We start from the raw sequence: 18,509 nt of genomic DNA, 5'->3' as shown, positions 1-18,509 counted from the left end.
ACGCATGGAACTGATCCGCAACCTGGACGATGCGAACATGGGCGAAGTGTATTGGCGCCTGTACCGGCGCTACATCAGCCTGTTCATCGAGAACGAGGCCGACGACGCCTACGCCTGGCGCTGCGCCCGAGCCCTCGACGAACTGGATGACGCCGTGGTCGAGCGGCTTTGTGCCGCCAGCCTGCGCTACCGCGCCGCGCGCCTGGAGCGGCTGGGCGAGTCTGCGGAGGAAGTCGCGCCGGCGCGCGGGGTGCTGGAACGGATCGAGCCGGGCGAGCTGATCGTGCCCGACCCGGAACAGGGCGACGAAGCGGTGATCCACCTGTCGCTGAACTGCGAATGGGACCGCGAACACGGTATGGAATGGATCGTCCGGGGCGGCGAGGTGCTCTATGTCGGCCCCTTCCACGGCGAAGACCCGTGGCGGGACTTCACCGTGAAGGAACCATGGAACTACGCCTGAGCAGGGGCCTCAACGCTTGGCGATGATGTACACCGCGTGGACGATGCCCGGGATGTAGCCGAGCAGGGTGAGCAGGATGTTCAGCCAGAAGGCGCCGCCGAAGCCGACTTGCAGGAACACGCCCAGCGGCGGCAGGAGGATGGCGATGAGGATGCGGATCAGGTCCATGAACGGAACTCCTTGGTCCAGGGTCGATACGGTGTCCGGCGCGTGAGCCGGCGTTTTTTCGCGTCACCCTATGACTGACTCCCGCCATTCGCGGAGGGTTCAACCGCAACGGTACTCGCCGCCTGTCACGCGCAGCGGTACGCTTGAGCCTACGCTCATGCGAGCGGACAACCCGCAAGGAACATCCATGTCCGACCTGCCCCCGCGTCCCGCCTTCTGGCCGTACCTGCCGGGCTACGCCCTGTTGCTGCTTTCGGTGCTGCTCTGCGCCAGCGGCAGCTACCGTTTCGTCACCCCGATGGCGCTCGCCGACGGCGTCGACCTGGTCTACCTCAGCCAGGGCCTGGCGCTGCTACCGCTGGGTACCGGGCTGGTCGGCCTGCTCGCGGGCTTCCTCCTGCATGTCCGCGGGCGCTGGCTCGGCGCGCTGCTGGCGCTGCTGCCGGCGACGCTGTTCTGCGCCTGGAACCTGTACAACTATGCCGCCCACGGCGACGAGGCGTTGTCGCCGAGTTTCGCCCAGTACACCCAGGCGCTGCTCGGCCTGCTGCTGCTCGGCGGCGTGCTGAGCCTGGTCGACCTGCTCCACGGCAGGCCCTCGACGCTGCTGCGCAAGGGCCTGCTGGGGCTGGGCTGGCTGGCCCTGGTGGCCTGGCTGGGGTTGCTGTTCTACCTGCAGCGCCTGTACGGCCTCACTTTTTGAACTGGTCGTAGGCTTCCAGCGCGCGCAGCGAATAGACATAGGCGGCGCCGGCATTCAGGGAGATGGCGGTAGCCAGGGTCTGGGCGATTTCCGCCTCGCTGGCGCCGGCCTTCAGCGCGGCCTCGGTGTGCACGCCGATGCAACCGTCGCAACGGGTGGTAATAGCCACGGCGATGGAGATCAGTTCGCGGGTCTTGGCATCCAGGGCGCCCTCGGCGCTGGCTTCCTCCAGCGCGCCATAGGCGGCGAGCATCTTCGGGTGTTGCTTGCCCAGGGCACCGAAGGCTTTTTTCACGGCGGGGACGAACTCGGTCCAGTTGTTCAGCATGGTGATATTCTCCGTTGCTTTCGCGCCGGGAGTGGCGCGTCGGGTTACCAGTCTCGACCAGTCTGGACCGCGCCGCCTGCCCATGCGTCTCTACTTTCGACCTGATCGGCTCATCCCATGGACCCACTCGACCGGCTCATCCAGCTCGCCAACCTGCAGGGCCGCCTCGACCAGCGCTGCCAGCTACAGGGCAGCTGGGCGCTGGAGCACCCGCAAGCGGTGCCCGGCGAGGCGACCTTCCATATCGTCATGGCCGGCACCTGCTATTGCGAATTCCTCGATGGCGCTCGCCTCGACCTGCATCCCGGCGACCTGATCCTGTTGCCACGCGGCACCCCGCACCTCCTGCGCAGCGACAGCCCGGCGCAACCCTGCGAACCCACCGTGGAGCGCCGCGGCAGCATCCCGCTGTACCAGTTGAACGGCCCCGGCGAGGCCCTCGACATGCTTTGCGGCAGCTACCGCTACCACGCCGGTGCCAGCCTGTTCGGCGCGCTCCCCGAGCGCCTGCTGGTGCATATGGACGAGTCGACCCAGCAGCCCCTGCGCGCGCTGATCGGGTTGATGCGCGAGGAAGCCGAGAGCACCCGCAGCGGCGCCCGCTCGATCATCGACGCGCTGGCCACCGCGCTGTTCGCCCTGGCCCTGCGCGCCTACCTGGACCGCCAACCGCTGGGCGACGGCCTGTTCGGCCTGCTGGGCGACGCCCGCCTGGGACGAGCCCTGCGGGCCATGCTGGAACGCCCGGAGCATGCCTGGACCCTGGAACAGCTTGCCCAGCAGGCGGCGATGTCGCGGGCCAGTTTCGTCCGCGCCTTCTCCGCCCTCGGCGGGACCTCGCCGTGGAACCTGCTGACCCGCATCCGCATGGAAAAGGCCCGCGGCCTGCTGCGACAAACGCAGAAGAGCCTGCTGGATATCGCCGCCGAGACCGGCTACCAGTCGGAGGCGGCGTTTTCCCGCAATTTCCGCCAGGCCTTCGGCGAATCGCCGGGCCGTTTCCGCCGCCAGGCCGACTCCGCTCGCTGAAAGCGCTACCGGCGCACATTTCGGCGATCCGCTGCTATGCAATGTGAATGATTTTCGCAACATCCTGTACGAATTCACTGACAGTACGGCTACACTGTGCTTTCCCGGCAAGGAGGCGCGGGGGTACTTGTCGCGGCACCCACTCTCCCGCTTTACCAGTACGCCCAGGAGGCAAACATGGAATGGTTTCTGAAATGCGTGAAGGAACACTACTTCGACTTCAACGGGCGTGCCCGTCGCAAGGAATACTGGATGTTCACCCTGGTGAACATCATCATCTCCGTCGCGCTGAGCGTCGTGCTCGGCCTGATCAGTGAAAAGCTCCTGCCGATCGCCAATCTCTACTCGCTCGCCGTGCTGCTGCCGGCCCTGGGCGTCACCGCCCGGCGTCTGCACGACATCAACAAGAGCGGCTGGTGGATGCTGATCGCGCTGATCCCGATCGTCGGCCTGTACCTGATCTACCTGCTGGCCAAGGACAGCGACGCCGGCCAGAACCAGTACGGCCAGAACCCGAAGGGCATCGCCTGATTCCTTCCCGCCGGGCCGCACGGCCCGGCGTTCTCCCTCTCCCTGTTTCCCTTCCCGCCCCTGACCGGGGTTAGAATGCCTCGCTCCCACTCCGGCGCCCTGCGCCAACGCCCGCAGCGAGGTAGCCCATGCCCCACCCCATCGACGCACTGATTTCCGACTGCGACGGCGTCCTGGTCGACAGCGAGGTCATCGCCGAGCGCGTGATGTACGAGGCGCTCAGCGCCTACGCGCCGCTGGAGGAGCTGCAGCGCCTGCTGGAAGGCACCTTCGGCCTGACCAGCCGCGACATCCTCGATCGCGTCGAGAAGCACTTCGGCCTGCGCATCCCCGACAGCTTCAACCGCGAGGTGCGCCAGCGCAGCGAGGAGATGGTCGCCCAGGTCCAACCCATTCCCGGCGCACGCGAGGCGCTGCTGGCCCTGGACCTGCCCGTCGCGGTGGCCTCCAACAGCCGCCGCCACAGCCTGGAGCGCTCGCTGGCGCGCGCCGGGCTCAGCGAACTGATCGGCGAACGCCTGGCCAGCGCCGATATGGTCGCCCTGCCCAAGCCCGCACCCGACGTCTACCTGCACGCCGCCAGCCTGCTCGGCGTCGCCCCCGAGCGTTGCCTGGTGGTGGAAGACAGCAGCACCGGCACCCGCGCCGCCCTCGCCGCGGGGATGCGGGTGATCGGCTTCGTCGGCGCCGGGCACATTCCCGCCGGGCACGCCGAGGTACTGCGCGAGCTGGGCGCCATCGCCATCGTCGAGCACATGCGCGAACTGCCGGAGACCGTGGCGCGCCTGCGCCGCGAGAGCCGAGTGGCGCTGGGAACGCCGTAACCGGGCGTCAGAGACTCTTCCAGGTCAGGTACACCCGCAGGTCGAACTCCAACTGGTGATAGTCCGGCAACATGTACTGGCAGAGCTGGTAGAACGCCTTGTTGTGCTCGCTTTCCTTCAGGTGGGCGAGTTCGTGGACGACGATCATCCGCAGGAACTCCGGGGCGGCGTCCTTGAACAGGGAAGCCACGCGGATTTCCTTCTTCGCCTTGAGCTTGCCGCCCTGCACCCGCGAGATCGCGGTGTGCAGGCCGAGGGCACGCTGGACCACGTCGAGCTTGTTGTCGTAGAGCACCTTGTCCAGGCCCGGCGCGTTGCGCAGGTGTTCCTGCTTGAGGTTCATGGTGTAGGCGTACAGCGCCTTGTCACTCTGCACATCGTGACGCCCCGGGTAGCGGCGCTCGAGGTACTCGCCCAGGCGGTTCTCGGCGATCAGCTGGCGGACCTGGTCCTGCAGCGATGCGGGATAGGCCTGGAGGTACTTGAGGGGGATCATGCACGGGTCCGGCGGTTCGCGGAAAACGCCCAGTGTACCGCGTCGGGAGCTCCGGCGGCCGACCGCCGCTTCGGGTAAGATGCGCGCCGTTTCCGATGAGCGGAGTGGGACAGTGGCAAGTACAGATGTGCTGATCGTTGGCGCCGGGGCGGCCGGGCTGATGTGTGCGATGACGGCGGCCGGGCGCGGGCGCCGCGTGCGGGTACTCGACCACGCCAACAAGGCCGGCAAGAAGATCCTCATGTCCGGCGGCGGGCGCTGCAATTTCACCAACCTGTACACCGAGCCGGCCAACTTCCTTTCGCGCAACCCGCACTTCTGCAAGTCGGCGCTGGCCCGCTACACCCAGTGGGACTTCATCGGCCTGGTGGCCAAGCACCAGGTGCCGTACCACGAGAAGAAACTCGGCCAGCTGTTCTGCGACAACAAGTCCAGCGACATCCTCGAGATGCTGCTGCGCGAATGCGCCGAGGCCGGAGCGGAAATCCTGCTGGACACCTCGATCGAAGAGATCGCCCGCGACGACGCCGGCTACCGCCTGCGTACCAGCGCCGGCGAGATGCGCTGCGAGTCGCTGGTGATCGCCAGCGGCGGCCTGTCGATCCCGACCCTCGGCGCCAGCGGTTTCGGCTACCAGGTGGCGCGCCAGTTCGGCCACGAGGTGCTGCCGACCCGCGCCGGGCTGGTGCCGTTCACCATCACCGACCAGCTGAAGGAGCTGTGCGCCGAGCTTTCCGGCACCTCCGTGGATTGCCGGGTGAGCTGCAACGGCCAAGTGTTCCGCGAGAACCTGCTGTTCACCCATCGCGGTCTCAGCGGCCCGGCGATGTTGCAGATTTCCTCCTACTGGCAACCGGGCGATACCCTGGAAATCGACCTGCTGCCGGACCACGACGCCAGCGAATGGCTGGCGCAGCAACAGCGCGAGCGTCCCAACAGCGAGCTGAAGACCCTGCTCGCCGAGTTGTTCACCAAGAAGCTCGCCGGACTGCTGGCCGACCGCTGGTTCGTCTCCAAGCCGATGAAACAGTACACCCCGACCGAACTGGCGGGTATCGCCGGGCAGCTTTCGGCCTGGCGGGTCACGCCCTCGGGCACCGAGGGCTACCGCACCGCGGAAGTGACCCTGGGCGGGGTGAGCACCGACGAAGTGTCGTCGAAGACCATGGAGTCGCAGCGCTCGCCGGGGCTGTATTTCGTCGGCGAAGTACTGGACGTCAGCGGCCACCTCGGCGGCTTCAACTTCCAGTGGGCCTGGGCCTCGGGTTATGCGGCGGGACAGTACGCCTAGCGCGCCTCGGCCAGATAGGCCTCGGTGCGATAGGGCAGCGCTACCTGCTCCTTCCCCTTGAGCGCCGGGTGGCTGGCGACCAGCTCGCGCAATTGCGCCGCCACGGCGTTCTTTTCCGTCTCCGGCAAGGCGGCGATGAAGCTCACCGAAAGGAAGCGCGAGACGATCACCTGCTCCGGCGGGCCGACATGCTCGTAGGCGAAGGTGGAAAGTCGCAGCGGTCCGAAGGGCGCACGCTCGAACGGCCGACGCCAGTCGCCCTTGTAGAAACGCGGCGCATCGCCTTCGTAGGGGGTGATGATGCGGGTGATCTCGGCGACCCAATCCAGCGACTCGTCACGCACGTTCCACACCAGCCCCAGCCTGCCTTCCGCCGTCAGCACGCGGCGCATTTCCTCCAGCGCCTCCACGGTGGCGAACCAATGAAAGGCCTGTGCGCACACCAGGGCGTCGGCGAAGCCGTTGGCCAGCGGAATCGACTGGGCGCTACCGGCCAGCGCCTGGACCTGCGGCAAGGCTTCGGCGAGCTGGGCGCGCATCGCATCCACCGGTTCCACCGCGACCACCCGCGCGCCGGTACGGGCCAGCAGGCGGGTGAACTTGCCGGTGCCGGCGCCGAGGTCCACCGCGACGGTCTGCGGACGCAGGCCAAGGGCATCGCGCAGCCAGTCGGAGAGCGCTTCCGGGTACTCGGGCCGGCCCTGGGCGTAACGCTGGGCCTCGGCGCTGAAACCTTGCTGGGCGGCGCTGTGTACGGACGACATGAGGGACCTCCTGGACGGCAGGGAAAGCCCGAGGTATAGCACAGCGGTTTTCCTCCGAATTCCAGACGAACGGTTCAAAGCCTTGCGCAGCGTGGCTCGCAGCCATTGGTCAGGGGCTTCGTGGACCTCTCGGGGAAGAGGCTATTGTCGATCCGAAGGCCCACCCGACGACCAGGGTAAAAGCATCCCGGCACACGCCGGCGTCCCCCGCCACAACCAGGAGTCAGCCATGAGCAGCGAAGTCAGCGCCATCCGCCAATTGATCGAAGACTGGCGAGCCGCCGTCCGCGCCAGCGACGTTCCGCGCATCGTCTCGTACTACGCGGAGGACATCGTCGCCTTCGACGCCATCCTGCAATTGCAATTCAAGGGGCGCGACGCCTACCAGAAGCACTGGCAGGCCTGCACCGAGATGTGCAAAGGACCGATGACCTTCGATATCGCCGAACTGCAGATCCATGCCGACCAGCAGGTCGCCTTCGCCCACTACCTCTGCCACTGCGGCGGCACCGGCCCGGACGGCAAGCCGCACTCCTCGTGGATGCGGGTCAGCGCCGGCTACCGCAAGCAAGGCGACGGCTGGAAGGTGATCCACGAGCATTTCTCGGCGCCGTTCGACATGGACGGCAAGGCGCTGTTCGACCTGCAGCCCTGACTCAGCGCCGCGCGGCGGTCGTCGCCGGGTCGACGCAGCGTTTCACTGCGCGAGGGCTGAGCAGCGAGCAAGGCTTGCCGACCAGGTAGCTGCGGTAGACCTTCAGCAGCGTAGCCTGGCTGTAGCGGCAGCCCTTGCCGCTCTTGCGCAGGCAGGGGCTCTCGAACTCGAAGCGACCGTTGACCGGCTCGGCCAGCTGGATGCGCAACGCCGGCCAGGTGGAGCGGTGCGGCGCCGGCGGGGTTTCCAGTCGGCGACCGTCGCGCACCACCAGTTCGCCGCCGGCCTCTGCATAGTCGAAGACGAACAGCAGGGTGCGCGAAGTCTTGGTCGTGCAGTCGCTGCGCGCCAGGCAATCCTGCGGATCGGCGGGATCACGCGCTACGCTCGGCGAAGCGGCCTCCTCGACGTCGCGGGACGGCGCGTGCAGGCCAGCGCAACCGGCCAGCAGGAGGAACGGCAGGGTCAGGAGCCAGCGGCGCATCGGATTTCCCCGGGACGGATGTGCAAGAGCCCCGACCAGCGGGGCTCCCGTTCGAACGAAGGCGCTTAGTTGACCTTCGGATCCAGCTCGCCGCGGGCGTAGCGCTGGAACATGCCTTCCAGGGAGATCGGCTTGATCTTGGAAGCGTTGCCGGCGGTGCCGAAGGCTTCGTAGCGAGCGATGCAGATGTCGCGCATGGCCTCGACGGTCTTGGAGAAGTACTTGCGCGGGTCGAACTCGCTCGGGTTCTGCGCCAGGAAGCGGCGGATGGCACCGGTGGAGGCCAGGCGCAGGTCGGTGTCGATGTTCACCTTGCGCACGCCGTACTTGATGCCCTCGACGATTTCCTCGACCGGCACGCCGTAGGTCTCTTTGATCTCGCCGCCGTACTCGTTGATGATCGCCAGCCAGTCCTGCGGTACCGAGGAAGAGCCGTGCATCACCAGGTGGGTGTCCGGGATGCGCGCGTGGATTTCCTTGATGCGCTGGATCGACAGGGTGTCCCCGGTCGGCGGCTTGGTGAACTTGTAGGCGCCGTGGCTGGTGCCGATGGCGATGGCCAGGGCGTCGACCTTGGTCTTCTTCACGAAGTCGGCGGCTTCTTCCGGGTCGGTCAGCAACTGGCTGTGGTCCAGCACGCCTTCCGCGCCGACGCCGTCTTCCTCGCCGGCCATGCCGGTTTCCAGGGAACCCAGGCAGCCCAGCTCGCCTTCCACGGACACGCCGCAGGCATGGGCGAACGCCACGGTCTGCTGGGTCACGCGGACGTTGTAGTCGTAGTCGGCAGGGGTCTTGCCGTCTTCACGCAGGGAGCCGTCCATCATCACCGAGCTGAAGCCCAGCTGGATGGAACGCTGGCAGACGTCGGGACTGGTGCCGTGATCCTGGTGCATGACCACCGGGATGTGCGGGAATTCTTCGATCGCGGCGAGGATCAGGTGGCGCAGGAAGGGCGCGCCGGCGTATTTGCGAGCACCGGCGGAAGCCTGGACGATCACGGGCGAATCGGTCTTGTCGGCCGCTTCCATGATGGCGCGCATCTGCTCGAGGTTGTTGACGTTGAAGGCCGGCACGCCGTAGCCGAATTCGGCGGCGTGATCCAGCATCTGGCGCATGCTGATGAGTGCCATGGTTCTCGTATCTCCCAATCGCGGGGTCGTTCAGTGATTCAGAAGCCTGCCGCAGGGGCAGGCCCGGTTCAAGTTCCTTGCGAGGAGCGGTCGCGGCGCCGCGCCCCTGCCGGCGCGACTCAGCGCGCCTTGCAACCGCGACCGATGAGGTCGTCGGTTTCGACCCAGTACACCAGGCCTTCGTCGTTCTCCAGGTGGAAGCCCAGGCGTCCGTCGCTATAGAAAGCGCCGACGGCCGCAGGTTCCTGCTCCAGATGGTGGACCACGTCGTCCTCGTCCTTCAGGCGCAGGTCGACGATGTTCTTGCTGCCGTCGATATAGCGCCATTCGATCACCGCCTTGCTGTCGCAGGTCCAGCGGGTCCAGTCCTTGCCACCAGGCTTGCCCGAGGAGCCGGAGCAGCCGGCCAGCAGGGCCGCGGCGGCGAGGCCGCCGAGCAGGGCGATACGCGAGTAGTTCATGTCCATCCTCCATCCGTGCGGAACGCTCCGCCGCACCTCGCCGGGCCGCAAGCGGCCCGCGCGGCGGCCGGCTGGCCTTGCCTGTCACAGGAAAGGCGCAATGCTACTGCGTACGCTGGCGAATCCCCAGCCCTTTCCGTAGAAACTGGCAGAAAAGCACTACGGGCATTCCACCGGCTTTTGTCCGGCGGTCGGATCGCCGCTACTCTGCTGCTCGACCCGCTGGCGGTTCTGCTCGGTCGGCACCATCACGTCCGGCGGACTGATCACCTCGCAGGTGCTCGGGCGTCGACCGCCATCGCCGCTACAGGCGGCCAGGCCCAGGCAGAACATCAGGAGTGGCAAGGTTACGGAACGCATGGGGCACCTCCTTTTTTCGTCGTCCTCAAAGGTGTGACCCCCGAGGACGGCGAATGGTTTGCCCCGTCTGCGTCAGCCCTTGGCGCGCTGCTCCAGGATTTCCACGGCCGGCAGGACCTTGCCCTCGACGAACTCGAGGAACGCGCCGCCACCGGTGGAAATATAGGAGATCCGCTCGGCGATGCCGTACTTGTCGATCGCCGCCAGGGTATCGCCGCCGCCGGCGATGGAGAACGCCGCGCTATCGGCGATGGCGTTGGCCAGGGTACGGGTGCCCTCGCCGAACTGGTCGAACTCGAACACCCCGACCGGACCGTTCCACAGGATGGTCTTCGAGGTCTTCAGCAGCTCGGCGAACTGCGCGGCGGTCTGCGGGCCGATGTCGAGGATCATGTCGTCGTCGGCGACCTCGGCGATGGCCTTGACGGTCGCCACGGCGCTCTCGGCGAATTCCTTGGCCACCACCACGTCCACCGGCAGCGGCACCTTGACCTTGGCGGCGATGGCCTTGGCGGTCTCGACCAGGTCGGCCTCGTACAGCGACTTGCCGACCTTGTGTCCGGCCGCGGCGAGGAAGGTGTTGGCGATGCCGCCGCCGACGATCAGTTGGTCGCAGATGCCGGCCAGGCTGTTCAGCACGTCGAGCTTGGTGGAAACCTTGGAGCCGGCGACGATCGCCGCCATCGGCCGCGCCGGGTTGCCCAGCGCCTTGCCCAGCGCGTCCAGTTCGGCGGCCAGCAGCGGGCCGGCGGCGGCGACCTTGGCGAACCTGGCCACGCCGTGGGTCGACCCCTCGGCGCGGTGGGCGGTACCGAAGGCATCCATCACGAACACGTCGCACAGCGCAGCGTACTTCTGCGCCAGCTCGTCAGCGTTCTTCTTCTCGCCCTTGTTGAAGCGCACGTTCTCGAACAGCACCAGGTCGCCCGCCTTGACCTCGACGCCGTCGAGGTAGTCGGCCAGCAGCGGCACTTCGCGGCCCAGGGCCTTGGACAGGTACTCGGCCACCGGCTTCAGGCTGTTCTCGGCGGAGAACTCGCCCTCGGTCGGACGGCCCAGGTGCGAGCAGACCATCACCGCCGCGCCCTTCTCCAGGGCCAGCTTGAGGGTCGGCAGGGCGGCCTTGATCCGTGCATCGCTCTGCACCTGGCCGTCCTTCACGGGCACGTTGAGGTCCTCGCGGATCAGCACGCGCTTACCTTTGAGGTCGAGGTCAGTCATCTTCAACACGGTCATGACAATCAGTCCTTGGGTACTTGTTGATCAGGCACGGCGGCGCGCAGGTAGTGTCCGGCGACGTCGAGCATACGGTTGGCGAATCCCCATTCGTTGTCGAACCAGGCCAGCAGGTTGACCAGGCGAGGCCCGGAAACGCGGGTCTGGCTGCCATCGACGATGGCCGAATGGGGGTCGTGGTTGAAATCGCAACTGGCGTGCGGCAGCTCGGTATAAGCCAGCAGTCCGCGCAGCGGGCCGCTTTCGGCGGCCTCGCGAAGCACCCGGTTGATCTCGGCGGCGGAGGTGTCGCGGGAAGTCTGCAGGGTGATGTCCAGCGCCGAGACGTTCACCGTGGGCACGCGTATGGCTTTGGCCTGGATGCGCCCGGCAAGTTCCGGCAACAGGCGTTCGATGCCGCGCGCCAGACCGGTGGACACCGGGATCACCGACTGGAACGCCGAACGGGTACGGCGCAGGTCCTCATGGTGGTAGGCGTCGATCACCGGCTGGTCGTTCATCGCCGAGTGGATGGTGGTGATCGACACGTATTCCAGGCCGATCGCCTCGTTCAGCAGCTTGAGCAGCGGCACCCCGCAATTGGTCGTGCAGGAGGCGTTGGAGACCAGCGTTTCGCGGCCGCTGAGGTCCTGCTGGTTGACCCCATAGACGATGGTGGCGTCGATGTCCGCCTCGCTCGCCATCGGCTGCGAGAACAGCACCCGCGGCGCGCCGGCGCGGAGGAAACGTTCGGCCTGGGCGCGGTTGGTGTACTGGCCGGAGCACTCCAGCACCAGGTCGACCCGCAGCGCCTGCCAGTCGATGGCTTCCGGAGTCGGGCTGCGCAGCACCTTCACGCAATCGCCGTTGATGTGCAGGCAGTCGCCGTCGACCTTCACTTCGCCGGGAAAGCGGCCATGGGTGGAGTCGAAGCGGGTCAGGTACTCGACGCTGGCCTGGTCGGCCAGGTCGTTCAGCGCGACGATCTCGAAGCCCAGTTGCTCCGGGCGCTCGTGCAGCGCGCGCAGGACGCAGCGGCCGATACGGCCATAGCCATTGAGCGCGACGCGAAAAGGCGGGGTGGACATCGGCAGGGATAGCTCCGGCAAGGGGCCAGTGAAAGGCGCCAATTATGCGGGGGATGGGCCCGCCTGGGAACCGTCCGCGACCCGCGCGGCGCGGCATGCGCCGCGGCGACGGCTCGCGCGCTGGCGCTGAAACGATTCATGCGACACCTGGCTGGCGCGACCGCGTTCCGCTGTGCAAGGCTCGCCCGCATCCACCGACCGCCAGGAGCGCCAGATGCCCCGCTTCGCCGCCAACCTCAGCATGCTCTACCCCCGCCACGACTTCCTCGAACGCTTCGCCGCCGCCGCGGCGGACGGCTTCGAGGGCGTGGAGTACCTGTTCCCCTATGCCTACCCTGCGGCCGAACTGAAGGCCCGGCTGGACGACCACGGCCTGCGCCAGGTGCTGTTCAATGCCGCACCCGGCGACTGGGACAAGGGCGAGCGCGGCCTGGCCAGCCTGCCGGGGCGCGAGGCCGAATTCCGCCGCGCCATCGCCCAGGCCATCGACTATGCCCAGGTCCTCGGCAACCGCCACATCCATGTCATGGCCGGACTGCTGCCGGCCGGCGCCGACCGCATCCGCCACCGCGAGACCTACCTCGACAACCTCGCCCATGCCGCCCGCGAAGCCGCCGGCGCCAGGCTGACGGTGCTCATAGAGCCGATCAACAACCGCGACATGCCGGGCTTCTTCCTCACCCGCCAGGACGACGCCCAGGCCATCTGCCGCGAGGTCGGCGCGGACAACCTGCAGGTGCAGTTCGACTGCTACCACTGCCAGATCGTCGAGGGCGACCTGGCCACCACCCTGCGTCGCGACATCGGCAATATCGGCCATGTCCAGATCGCCGGGGTACCCGACCGCCACGAGCCGGATGACGACAACGAAGTGAACTACCCCTACCTGTTCGAGCTACTCGACCGGCTCGGCTACCAGGGCTGGATCGGCTGCGAGTACCGTCCGCGCGGCGACACCTCGGCAGGCCTGGAATGGCTGCGGCGCTGGCGCGCTACTCGACGCGACGGATGATCGGCTCCAGCGCGTCCAGGCGCTCGCGGGCGGCCAGCCAGTCGCGCACTTCCGCGCACCACTGTTCTTCCTTCAGCACCGCGCGTGCACGGGTCAGCACTCGCGGCCAGGGACGGTCGTCGAACAGGCGCAGCAGCACCTGGTTGAGCTGTTCGCTATCCAGCGGCCGGCGTCCACGGCGCACCGGCGCGTCGACCCGCTGCGCCAGCGATTGCAGCACCCGTTCGCGCTGTGCCGTATCCACCGGCATCTGCTGCTCGTCGTAGGCGCAGAGCACCAGGATCTCCGGCGCGACGTTCTCCAGCAGGCCGGCGCGCAGCCGGCAGTGGCCATCGAGGATCACGCAGGCATCCAGGCAGTTCAGGCGCAGCGCCAGCACCGGCGGCAGCTCGCCTTCGCGGGCCTTCTTGCGCCACCACTTGACCCGCCCCTCGTCATCCTCGACCCGGCGCAGGGCGATCAGGGCGTCGTTGTCGCGCCCCCACCAGTCGAGCCACTGCACCCAGTCGTCGTCGAGGACCTTCTCCAGGCTGTAGAAGCGCCAGTCCGGCAACAGTGCGTCGCGCCCGACGCTGCGGTAGCGCCAGCGTTCCAGCACCCGTTCGCGCGGATCGTGGCTCTGCGGTGGATGCCAGGCGGGCACCTGCTCGGCGAGCGACAGGCGCAGCAACCAGCGCCCGGCCTCCAGGCAACTGCCCGGGCTGGCGCGCAGGGCCTCGACGAAATGCCGGCTCCAGGCCTTGTAGCGGGCCTCGCCGCGCAGGCCGCGCAAGGCTTCCAGGGTCGGCGAGTCGATGGGCGGCACGCTGGCCTGCGCCGGGCTCGCCGCGACCAGGCTCTTCACCAGCCAGATGCCATCGTGGTACGGCAACTGGGTGGCCCAGAGCAGCGGCTGATCGCCGCGCATCAGACGGATGCGGGCCTGGCCGCCGGATTGCAGATGAAGGAAAGAGGGCGCCCGATGGGCGCCCTCCACCTGGACCGCGAGGCCCAGCCATTCGCCATTGGCGGGGCTTTCGAGGTCCCGCCAGTAGAGCGTGTGCATCAGTCTTCCAGCAGCTCCTCGGCCACCGCCAGGACGTTGTCCAGGGTGAAGCCGAAGTGCTCGAACAGCGCCGGGGCCGGAGCCGACTCGCCGAAGCTGGTCATGCCGATGATGCGCCCGTCGAGACCGACGTACTTGTACCAGTAGTCGGCATGGGCGGCCTCGATGGCGATGCGCGCGCCGACTTCCACCGGCAGCACGGACTGCTTGTAGGACTCGTCCTGCTGCTCGTAGACGCTGGTGCATGGCATCGATACCACGCGGACCTTGCGGCCCTGCTCGCTGAGCTTATCGTAGGCCTGCACGGCCAGGCCGACTTCCGAACCGGTGGCGATCAGGATCAGTTCCGGCTCGCCGGCGCAGTCCTTCAGCACGTAACCGCCGCGGGCGATGTCGGCCACCTGGGCGACGTCGCGCGCCTGGTGCGGCAGGTTCTGGCGGGAGAAGATCAGCGCGGACGGACCGTCGGCACGCTCGATGGCGTGCTTCCAGGCCACCGCCGACTCGACCGCGTCGGCCGGGCGCCAGGTGTCCAGGTTCGGGGTCAGGCGCAGGCTGGCCAGTTGTTCGATCGGCTGATGGGTCGGGCCGTCCTCGCCGAGGCCGATGGAGTCGTGGGTGAACACGTAGAGCACGCGCTGCTTCATCAGTGCGGACATGCGCACGGCGTTGCGCGCGTATTCCATGAAGATCAGGAAGGTCGCACCGTAGGGAATGAAACCGCCGTGCAGGGCGACGCCATTCATGATCGCGCTCATGCCGAATTCGCGCACGCCGTAGAACACGTAGTTGCCGGCGGCGTCGTCGGCGCTGACGCCCTTGCAGCCCTTCCACAGGGTCAGGTTGGAGCCGGCCAGGTCGGCGGAACCGCCGAGCAGCTCCGGCAGCAGCGGGCCGAAGGCGTTCAGCGCGTTCTGGCTGGCCTTGCGGCTGGCGATGGTCTCACCCTTGTTGGCAACATCGGCGACGTAGGCCGCGGCCTTCTCGGCGAAGTCGGCCGGCAGCTCGCCCTTCAGGCGGCGCAGCAGTTCGGCGGCCAGTTCCGGATGGGCGGCCTGGTAGGCGGCGAAACGCTTGTTCCACTCGGCTTCCTGGGCGGCGCCGGTTTCCTTGGCGTCCCACTCGGCGTAGATCTGCGCCGGGATTTCGAACGGAGCGTGCTCCCAGCCCAGCGCGGCGCGGGTCGCGGCGATCTCGTCGGCACCCAGCGGCGCGCCGTGGCACTCTTCCTTGCCCTGCTTGTTCGGCGAGCCGAAGCCGATCACGGTCTTGCAGCAGATCAGGGTCGGCTGGTCGCTCTTGCGGGCGGTATCGATGGCGGTCTTGATCTCGTCGGCGTCATGCCCGTCGACGTTGCGGATCACTTGCCAGCCATAGGCCTCGAAGCGCTTCGGGGTGTCGTCGGTGAACCAGCCGTTGACCTCGCCGTCGATGGAAATGCCGTTGTCGTCGTAGAAGGCGATCAGCTTGTTCAGGCGCAGGGTGCCGGCCAGCGAGGCGACCTCATGGGAAATGCCTTCCATCATGCAGCCGTCGCCGAGGAAGGCGTAGGTGTAGTGGTCGACCACCGCGTGGCCGTCGCGGTTGAACTGGGCGGCCAGGACCTTCTCCGCCAGCGCCATGCCCACCGCATTGGCGATGCCCTGGCCGAGCGGGCCGGTGGTGGTCTCGACGCCGGCGGTGTAGCCGTACTCCGGGTGGCCCGGGGTGCGCGAGTTGAGCTGGCGGAAGTTCTTCAGGTCCTCGATGCCGAGGTCGTACCCGGTGAGGTGCAGCAGGGAGTAGATCAGCATCGAGCCGTGGCCGTTGGACAGCACGAAGCGGTCGCGGTTGGCCCACTGCGGGTTGCTCGGGTTGTGCTGCATGTAGTCGCGCCAGAGGACCTCGGCGATATCGGCCATGCCCATCGGGGCGCCCGGGTGGCCGCTGTTGGCTTTCTGCACGGCATCCATGCTCAGTGCACGGATGGCATTGGCTCGCTCACGACGGCTGGGCATCGCAATTCTCCTACGGGGGTTGCTGGTCGGAAGACCAGGAGTGAAAAAAAGGGCGCCATTTTCGCCCACCGAAGGCCCAAGGGGCAATGACAGATCGGCAGGGGGACAGTATGTCGCTGCCGACCGGTTTTGCCAGAAGCCTGGCGCAGCCGGATTGCAATTGCACGACGGCCACCCGTCATCAATATCAAAAATTTTTGATACAGGCATTGCCGGGGTTCGGACCCGGTACTAGACTGCGCCTCCATGAGCCTTCGCGTGCCTTCGATACGACCAGACGACTACGACCCGCTCGCCGCGCTGTGCAAGGCGGCTGGCGACTCGCTGCGACTGAATGTGTTGCGCGCCCTGGCCAACGATTCGTTCGGCGTGCTGGAGCTGGCGCAGATCTTCGCCATCGGCCAGTCGGGCATGAGCCACCACCTCAAGGTGCTGGCCCAGGCCGGGCTGGTGGCGACGCGCCGCGAGGGCAACGCGATCTTCTACCGGCGTTCGCTGCCCCTGGCCGAACGCACCGGCGGCGCGCTGCACGCGGCGCTGCTGGAGGAAGTGGACGAACGGGCGCTACCCGACGACGTGCGGGCGCGGATCGATGCCGTGCACGCCCAGCGCGCGGCGGTCAGCCAGGACTTCTTCGCCCGCGCGGCGGACAAGTTCCAGGCCCAGCAGGACCTGATCGCAGGACTGCCGCAATACCGTGAGAGCGTGTTGGCCTTGCTCGACGCACTGGCCTTCGCCCCCGGCGCCACGGCGCTGGAGGTCGGCCCGGGGGACGGCGGGTTCCTGCCGGAACTCGCCAGGCGTTTCCGCCAGGTCACGGCGCTGGACAACAGCGCGGCGATGCTGGAACTGGCGCGCCAGCGCTGCAAGGAAGAAGGATTGGGCAACGTCCGCCTGGAATTGGCCGATGCCCTGCAGGACGCCGCCGAACCGGCCGATTGCGTGGTGCTGAACATGGTCCTGCACCACTTCGCCGCGCCGGCGGAGGCGCTGAAACAGTTGGCCCGCCTGGTCCATCCGGGCGGCAGCCTGCTGGTGACGGACTTGTGCCGGCACAACCAGGGCTGGGCCAGGGAGGCCTGCGGCGACCTCTGGTTGGGTTTCGAACAGGAGGACCTGGCCCAGTGGGCCGACGCCGCAGGGCTCACGCCCGGCGAGAGTCTTTACATTGGTTTACGCAATGGCTTCCAGATCCAGGTCCGGCACTTCGCCAGGGATGCATCCGAAAGCCGCCTCACCCACCGGTAATGTAGGAACCGATTGATGAGCGAATATTCCGTTTTCACCTCCGAGTCCGTGTCCGAAGGCCATCCGGACAAGATCGCGGACCAGATCTCCGACGCGGTGCTGGACGCCATCATCGCCAAGGACAAGTACGCTCGCGTGGCATGCGAAACCCTGGTCAAGACCGGCGTGGCGATCATCGCCGGTGAAGTCACCACCTCCGCCTGGGTCGACCTGGAAGAGCTGGTGCGCAAGGTCATCATCGACATCGGCTACGACAGCTCCGACGTCGGCTTCGATGGCGCCACCTGCGGCGTGCTGAACATCATCGGCAAGCAGTCGGTGGACATCAACCAGGGCGTCGACCGGGCCAAGCCGGAAGACCAGGGCGCCGGCGACCAGGGCCTGATGTTCGGCTACGCCAGCAACGAGACCGACGTGCTGATGCCGGCGCCGATCTGCTTCTCCCACCGCCTGGTCGAGCGCCAGGCCGAGGCGCGCAAGTCCGGCCTGCTGCCATGGCTGCGCCCGGACGCCAAGTCCCAGGTGACCTGCCGCTACGAAGGCGGCAAGGTGGTCGGCATCGATGCGGTGGTGCTGTCCACCCAGCACAACCCGGAAGTCTCCTATAACGACCTGCGCGACGGCGTGATGGAGCTGATCATCAAGCAGGTGCTGCCGGCCGAGCTGCTGCACAAGGACACCCAGTTCCACATCAACCCGACCGGCAACTTCGTGATCGGCGGCCCGGTCGGCGACTGCGGCCTGACCGGACGCAAGATCATCGTCGACTCCTACGGCGGCATGGCCCGCCACGGCGGCGGCGCGTTCTCCGGCAAGGACCCGTCCAAGGTCGACCGCTCCGCCGCCTACGCCGGCCGCTACGTGGCGAAGAACATCGTCGCCGCCGGCCTCGCCGAGCGTTGCGAGATCCAGGTTTCCTACGCCATCGGCGTGGCCCAGCCGACCTCGATCTCGATCAACACCTTCGGCACCGGCAAGGTCAGCGACGAGAAGATCGTGCAACTGGTCCGCGAGCACTTCGACCTGCGCCCGTACGCGATCACCAAGATGCTCGACCTGCTCCACCCGATGTACCAGCCGACCGCGGCCTACGGCCACTTCGGCCGTCATCCGTTCGAGCTGACCGTGGACGGCGATACCTTCACCGCGTTCACCTGGGAGAAGACCGACAAGGCCGCTCTCCTGCGCGACGCCGCCGGCCTCTGAGCGACCGCGCG

General features: G+C 67.3%; 22 protein-coding genes. 10 read left to right on the top strand and 12 right to left on the bottom strand.

Features of this window, described 5'->3' with window-relative positions:
• Positions 1 to 4 precede the first annotated feature (4 nt).
• Positions 5 to 463 (top strand): DUF6985 domain-containing protein, encoded by a 459-nt coding sequence (locus tag VQ065_RS03175; protein WP_003084991.1) that lies wholly within the window; start codon positions 5 to 7, stop codon positions 461 to 463.
• Between the two features lie 9 nt (positions 464 to 472).
• Here VQ065_RS03175 and VQ065_RS03170 read toward each other — a convergent pair whose 3' ends face one another.
• Positions 473 to 631, bottom strand: coding sequence for a YqaE/Pmp3 family membrane protein (locus VQ065_RS03170; protein ID WP_003084988.1), 159 nt, complete (start codon positions 629 to 631; stop codon positions 473 to 475).
• A gap of 187 nt (positions 632 to 818) precedes the next feature.
• Between VQ065_RS03170 and VQ065_RS03165 the strand changes: the two genes are divergently transcribed.
• Positions 819 to 1,334: a hypothetical protein gene (locus tag VQ065_RS03165; RefSeq protein WP_014604091.1), complete on the top strand. Its 516-nt coding sequence runs from the start codon at positions 819 to 821 to the stop codon at positions 1,332 to 1,334.
• On the opposite strand, the gene VQ065_RS03160 is transcribed toward VQ065_RS03165, so the two are convergent.
• Positions 1,324 to 1,662 (bottom strand): carboxymuconolactone decarboxylase family protein, encoded by a 339-nt coding sequence (locus VQ065_RS03160; RefSeq protein WP_003084980.1) that lies wholly within the window; start codon positions 1,660 to 1,662, stop codon positions 1,324 to 1,326. The two genes, VQ065_RS03165 and VQ065_RS03160, sit on opposite strands and share 11 nt — an antisense overlap.
• Positions 1,663 to 1,779: 117 nt before the next feature.
• Here VQ065_RS03160 and VQ065_RS03155 point away from each other — a divergent pair, with 117 nt between their 5' ends.
• The 3 genes from VQ065_RS03155 (at position 1,780) to VQ065_RS03145 (ending at position 4,046) form a co-directional block, all read left to right on the top strand.
• Positions 1,780 to 2,691: an AraC family transcriptional regulator gene (locus VQ065_RS03155; protein ID WP_003084976.1), complete on the top strand. Its 912-nt coding sequence runs from the start codon at positions 1,780 to 1,782 to the stop codon at positions 2,689 to 2,691.
• Between the two features lie 177 nt (positions 2,692 to 2,868).
• Complete coding sequence (locus VQ065_RS03150) at positions 2,869 to 3,222, top strand: DUF805 domain-containing protein (protein WP_003084974.1); 354 nt, start codon at positions 2,869 to 2,871, stop codon at positions 3,220 to 3,222.
• Between the two features lie 128 nt (positions 3,223 to 3,350).
• On the top strand, positions 3,351 to 4,046 hold the full coding sequence (locus tag VQ065_RS03145; protein WP_003084972.1) for an HAD family hydrolase: 696 nt from the start codon (positions 3,351 to 3,353) through the stop codon (positions 4,044 to 4,046).
• A gap of 7 nt (positions 4,047 to 4,053) precedes the next feature.
• Here VQ065_RS03145 and VQ065_RS03140 read toward each other — a convergent pair whose 3' ends face one another.
• Positions 4,054 to 4,542 carry a M48 metallopeptidase family protein gene (locus VQ065_RS03140; RefSeq protein WP_003084971.1) on the bottom strand — a complete coding sequence of 163 codons (489 nt, stop codon included), beginning with the start codon at positions 4,540 to 4,542 and terminating at the stop codon, positions 4,054 to 4,056.
• A gap of 112 nt (positions 4,543 to 4,654) precedes the next feature.
• On the opposite strand from VQ065_RS03140, the gene VQ065_RS03135 reads away from it, so the two are divergent.
• The gene (locus VQ065_RS03135) at positions 4,655 to 5,833 is read left to right on the top strand and encodes an NAD(P)/FAD-dependent oxidoreductase (protein ID WP_003084970.1); all 1,179 of its coding nucleotides are present in this window, start codon (positions 4,655 to 4,657) and stop codon (positions 5,831 to 5,833) included.
• On the opposite strand, the gene VQ065_RS03130 is transcribed toward VQ065_RS03135, so the two are convergent.
• On the bottom strand, positions 5,830 to 6,597 hold the full coding sequence (locus VQ065_RS03130) for a class I SAM-dependent methyltransferase (RefSeq protein ID WP_003084969.1): 768 nt from the start codon (positions 6,595 to 6,597) through the stop codon (positions 5,830 to 5,832). The genes VQ065_RS03135 and VQ065_RS03130 overlap by 4 nt on opposite strands.
• A 229-nt stretch (positions 6,598 to 6,826) precedes the next feature.
• Between VQ065_RS03130 and VQ065_RS03125 the strand changes: the two genes are divergently transcribed.
• Entirely contained in the window at positions 6,827 to 7,252 is a 426-nt protein-coding gene (locus tag VQ065_RS03125) for a YybH family protein (RefSeq protein WP_003084968.1), read from the top strand.
• A gap of 1 nt (position 7,253) precedes the next feature.
• Here the strand turns inward: VQ065_RS03125 and VQ065_RS03120 are convergent, their stop codons facing one another.
• The 6 genes from VQ065_RS03120 to epd all read right to left on the bottom strand — a co-directional run bounded on the left by VQ065_RS03120 (position 7,254) and on the right by epd (position 11,990).
• Positions 7,254 to 7,736, bottom strand: coding sequence for a hypothetical protein (locus tag VQ065_RS03120; protein WP_003084966.1), 483 nt, complete (start codon positions 7,734 to 7,736; stop codon positions 7,254 to 7,256).
• Positions 7,737 to 7,801: 65 nt separating this feature from the next.
• Positions 7,802 to 8,866 (bottom strand): class II fructose-bisphosphate aldolase, encoded by a 1,065-nt coding sequence (fba, locus tag VQ065_RS03115; protein WP_003084964.1) that lies wholly within the window; start codon positions 8,864 to 8,866, stop codon positions 7,802 to 7,804.
• A gap of 119 nt (positions 8,867 to 8,985) precedes the next feature.
• On the bottom strand, positions 8,986 to 9,327 hold the full coding sequence (locus tag VQ065_RS03110; RefSeq protein ID WP_003084963.1) for an MliC family protein: 342 nt from the start codon (positions 9,325 to 9,327) through the stop codon (positions 8,986 to 8,988).
• A gap of 159 nt (positions 9,328 to 9,486) precedes the next feature.
• Positions 9,487 to 9,687, bottom strand: a complete 201-nt coding sequence (locus VQ065_RS03105) for a hypothetical protein (RefSeq protein ID WP_003084961.1) — start codon at positions 9,685 to 9,687, stop codon at positions 9,487 to 9,489.
• A gap of 72 nt (positions 9,688 to 9,759) precedes the next feature.
• Entirely contained in the window at positions 9,760 to 10,923 is a 1,164-nt protein-coding gene (locus VQ065_RS03100) for a phosphoglycerate kinase (RefSeq protein WP_003084960.1), read from the bottom strand.
• Positions 10,924 to 10,928: 5 nt separating this feature from the next.
• Positions 10,929 to 11,990, bottom strand: coding sequence for an erythrose-4-phosphate dehydrogenase (gene epd / locus VQ065_RS03095; protein WP_003084958.1), 1,062 nt, complete (start codon positions 11,988 to 11,990; stop codon positions 10,929 to 10,931).
• Between the two features lie 214 nt (positions 11,991 to 12,204).
• On the opposite strand from epd, the gene otnI reads away from it, so the two are divergent.
• Positions 12,205 to 13,002, top strand: a complete 798-nt coding sequence (gene otnI / locus VQ065_RS03090) for a 2-oxo-tetronate isomerase (protein ID WP_003084956.1) — start codon at positions 12,205 to 12,207, stop codon at positions 13,000 to 13,002.
• Here otnI and VQ065_RS03085 read toward each other — a convergent pair.
• Positions 12,983 to 14,047 carry a hypothetical protein gene (locus tag VQ065_RS03085; RefSeq protein ID WP_003084954.1) on the bottom strand — a complete coding sequence of 355 codons (1,065 nt, stop codon included), beginning with the start codon at positions 14,045 to 14,047 and terminating at the stop codon, positions 12,983 to 12,985. The two genes, otnI and VQ065_RS03085, sit on opposite strands and share 20 nt — an antisense overlap.
• A complete protein-coding gene (gene tkt / locus VQ065_RS03080; RefSeq protein ID WP_003084952.1) occupies positions 14,047 to 16,044 on the bottom strand; it encodes a transketolase in 1,998 nt (665 codons plus the stop codon). The genes VQ065_RS03085 and tkt overlap by 1 nt, the downstream gene beginning before the upstream one ends.
• A 246-nt stretch (positions 16,045 to 16,290) precedes the next feature.
• Between tkt and VQ065_RS03075 the strand changes: the two genes are divergently transcribed.
• Both VQ065_RS03075 and metK read left to right on the top strand, forming a co-directional pair.
• Positions 16,291 to 17,292, top strand: a complete 1,002-nt coding sequence (locus VQ065_RS03075) for an ArsR/SmtB family transcription factor (protein ID WP_003113231.1) — start codon at positions 16,291 to 16,293, stop codon at positions 17,290 to 17,292.
• Between the two features lie 15 nt (positions 17,293 to 17,307).
• Complete coding sequence (gene metK / locus VQ065_RS03070; RefSeq protein WP_003084948.1) at positions 17,308 to 18,498, top strand: methionine adenosyltransferase; 1,191 nt, start codon at positions 17,308 to 17,310, stop codon at positions 18,496 to 18,498.
• Positions 18,499 to 18,509 lie beyond the last annotated feature (11 nt).

Source organism: Pseudomonas sp. KBN10P06128 (genome assembly GCF_037574945.1).
Lineage (GTDB): Bacteria > Pseudomonadota > Gammaproteobacteria > Pseudomonadales > Pseudomonadaceae > Pseudomonas > Pseudomonas aeruginosa.
This window is presented reverse-complemented; position numbering and strand designations above follow the sequence as displayed.

What these genes read in the sequence shown, in the direction of transcription:
- VQ065_RS03175 (WP_003084991.1), top strand. Translation starts at nt 5, where the DNA reads ATGGAACTGATCCGCAACCTGGACGATGCGAACATGGGCGAAGTGTAT.
- VQ065_RS03170 (WP_003084988.1), bottom strand. Translation starts at nt 631, where the DNA reads ATGGACCTGATCCGCATCCTCATCGCCATCCTCCTGCCGCCGCTGGGC.
- VQ065_RS03165 (WP_014604091.1), top strand. Translation starts at nt 819, where the DNA reads ATGTCCGACCTGCCCCCGCGTCCCGCCTTCTGGCCGTACCTGCCGGGC.
- VQ065_RS03160 (WP_003084980.1), bottom strand. Translation starts at nt 1,662, where the DNA reads ATGCTGAACAACTGGACCGAGTTCGTCCCCGCCGTGAAAAAAGCCTTC.
- VQ065_RS03155 (WP_003084976.1), top strand. Translation starts at nt 1,780, where the DNA reads ATGGACCCACTCGACCGGCTCATCCAGCTCGCCAACCTGCAGGGCCGC.
- VQ065_RS03150 (WP_003084974.1), top strand. Translation starts at nt 2,869, where the DNA reads ATGGAATGGTTTCTGAAATGCGTGAAGGAACACTACTTCGACTTCAAC.
- VQ065_RS03145 (WP_003084972.1), top strand. Translation starts at nt 3,351, where the DNA reads ATGCCCCACCCCATCGACGCACTGATTTCCGACTGCGACGGCGTCCTG.
- VQ065_RS03140 (WP_003084971.1), bottom strand. Translation starts at nt 4,542, where the DNA reads ATGATCCCCCTCAAGTACCTCCAGGCCTATCCCGCATCGCTGCAGGAC.
- VQ065_RS03130 (WP_003084969.1), bottom strand. Translation starts at nt 6,597, where the DNA reads ATGTCGTCCGTACACAGCGCCGCCCAGCAAGGTTTCAGCGCCGAGGCC.
- VQ065_RS03125 (WP_003084968.1), top strand. Translation starts at nt 6,827, where the DNA reads ATGAGCAGCGAAGTCAGCGCCATCCGCCAATTGATCGAAGACTGGCGA.
- VQ065_RS03120 (WP_003084966.1), bottom strand. Translation starts at nt 7,736, where the DNA reads ATGCGCCGCTGGCTCCTGACCCTGCCGTTCCTCCTGCTGGCCGGTTGC.
- fba (WP_003084964.1), bottom strand. Translation starts at nt 8,866, where the DNA reads ATGGCACTCATCAGCATGCGCCAGATGCTGGATCACGCCGCCGAATTC.
- VQ065_RS03110 (WP_003084963.1), bottom strand. Translation starts at nt 9,327, where the DNA reads ATGAACTACTCGCGTATCGCCCTGCTCGGCGGCCTCGCCGCCGCGGCC.
- VQ065_RS03105 (WP_003084961.1), bottom strand. Translation starts at nt 9,687, where the DNA reads ATGCGTTCCGTAACCTTGCCACTCCTGATGTTCTGCCTGGGCCTGGCC.
- VQ065_RS03100 (WP_003084960.1), bottom strand. Translation starts at nt 10,923, where the DNA reads ATGACCGTGTTGAAGATGACTGACCTCGACCTCAAAGGTAAGCGCGTG.
- epd (WP_003084958.1), bottom strand. Translation starts at nt 11,990, where the DNA reads ATGTCCACCCCGCCTTTTCGCGTCGCGCTCAATGGCTATGGCCGTATC.
- otnI (WP_003084956.1), top strand. Translation starts at nt 12,205, where the DNA reads ATGCCCCGCTTCGCCGCCAACCTCAGCATGCTCTACCCCCGCCACGAC.
- VQ065_RS03085 (WP_003084954.1), bottom strand. Translation starts at nt 14,047, where the DNA reads ATGCACACGCTCTACTGGCGGGACCTCGAAAGCCCCGCCAATGGCGAA.
- tkt (WP_003084952.1), bottom strand. Translation starts at nt 16,044, where the DNA reads ATGCCCAGCCGTCGTGAGCGAGCCAATGCCATCCGTGCACTGAGCATG.
- VQ065_RS03075 (WP_003113231.1), top strand. Translation starts at nt 16,291, where the DNA reads ATGAGCCTTCGCGTGCCTTCGATACGACCAGACGACTACGACCCGCTC.
- metK (WP_003084948.1), top strand. Translation starts at nt 17,308, where the DNA reads ATGAGCGAATATTCCGTTTTCACCTCCGAGTCCGTGTCCGAAGGCCAT.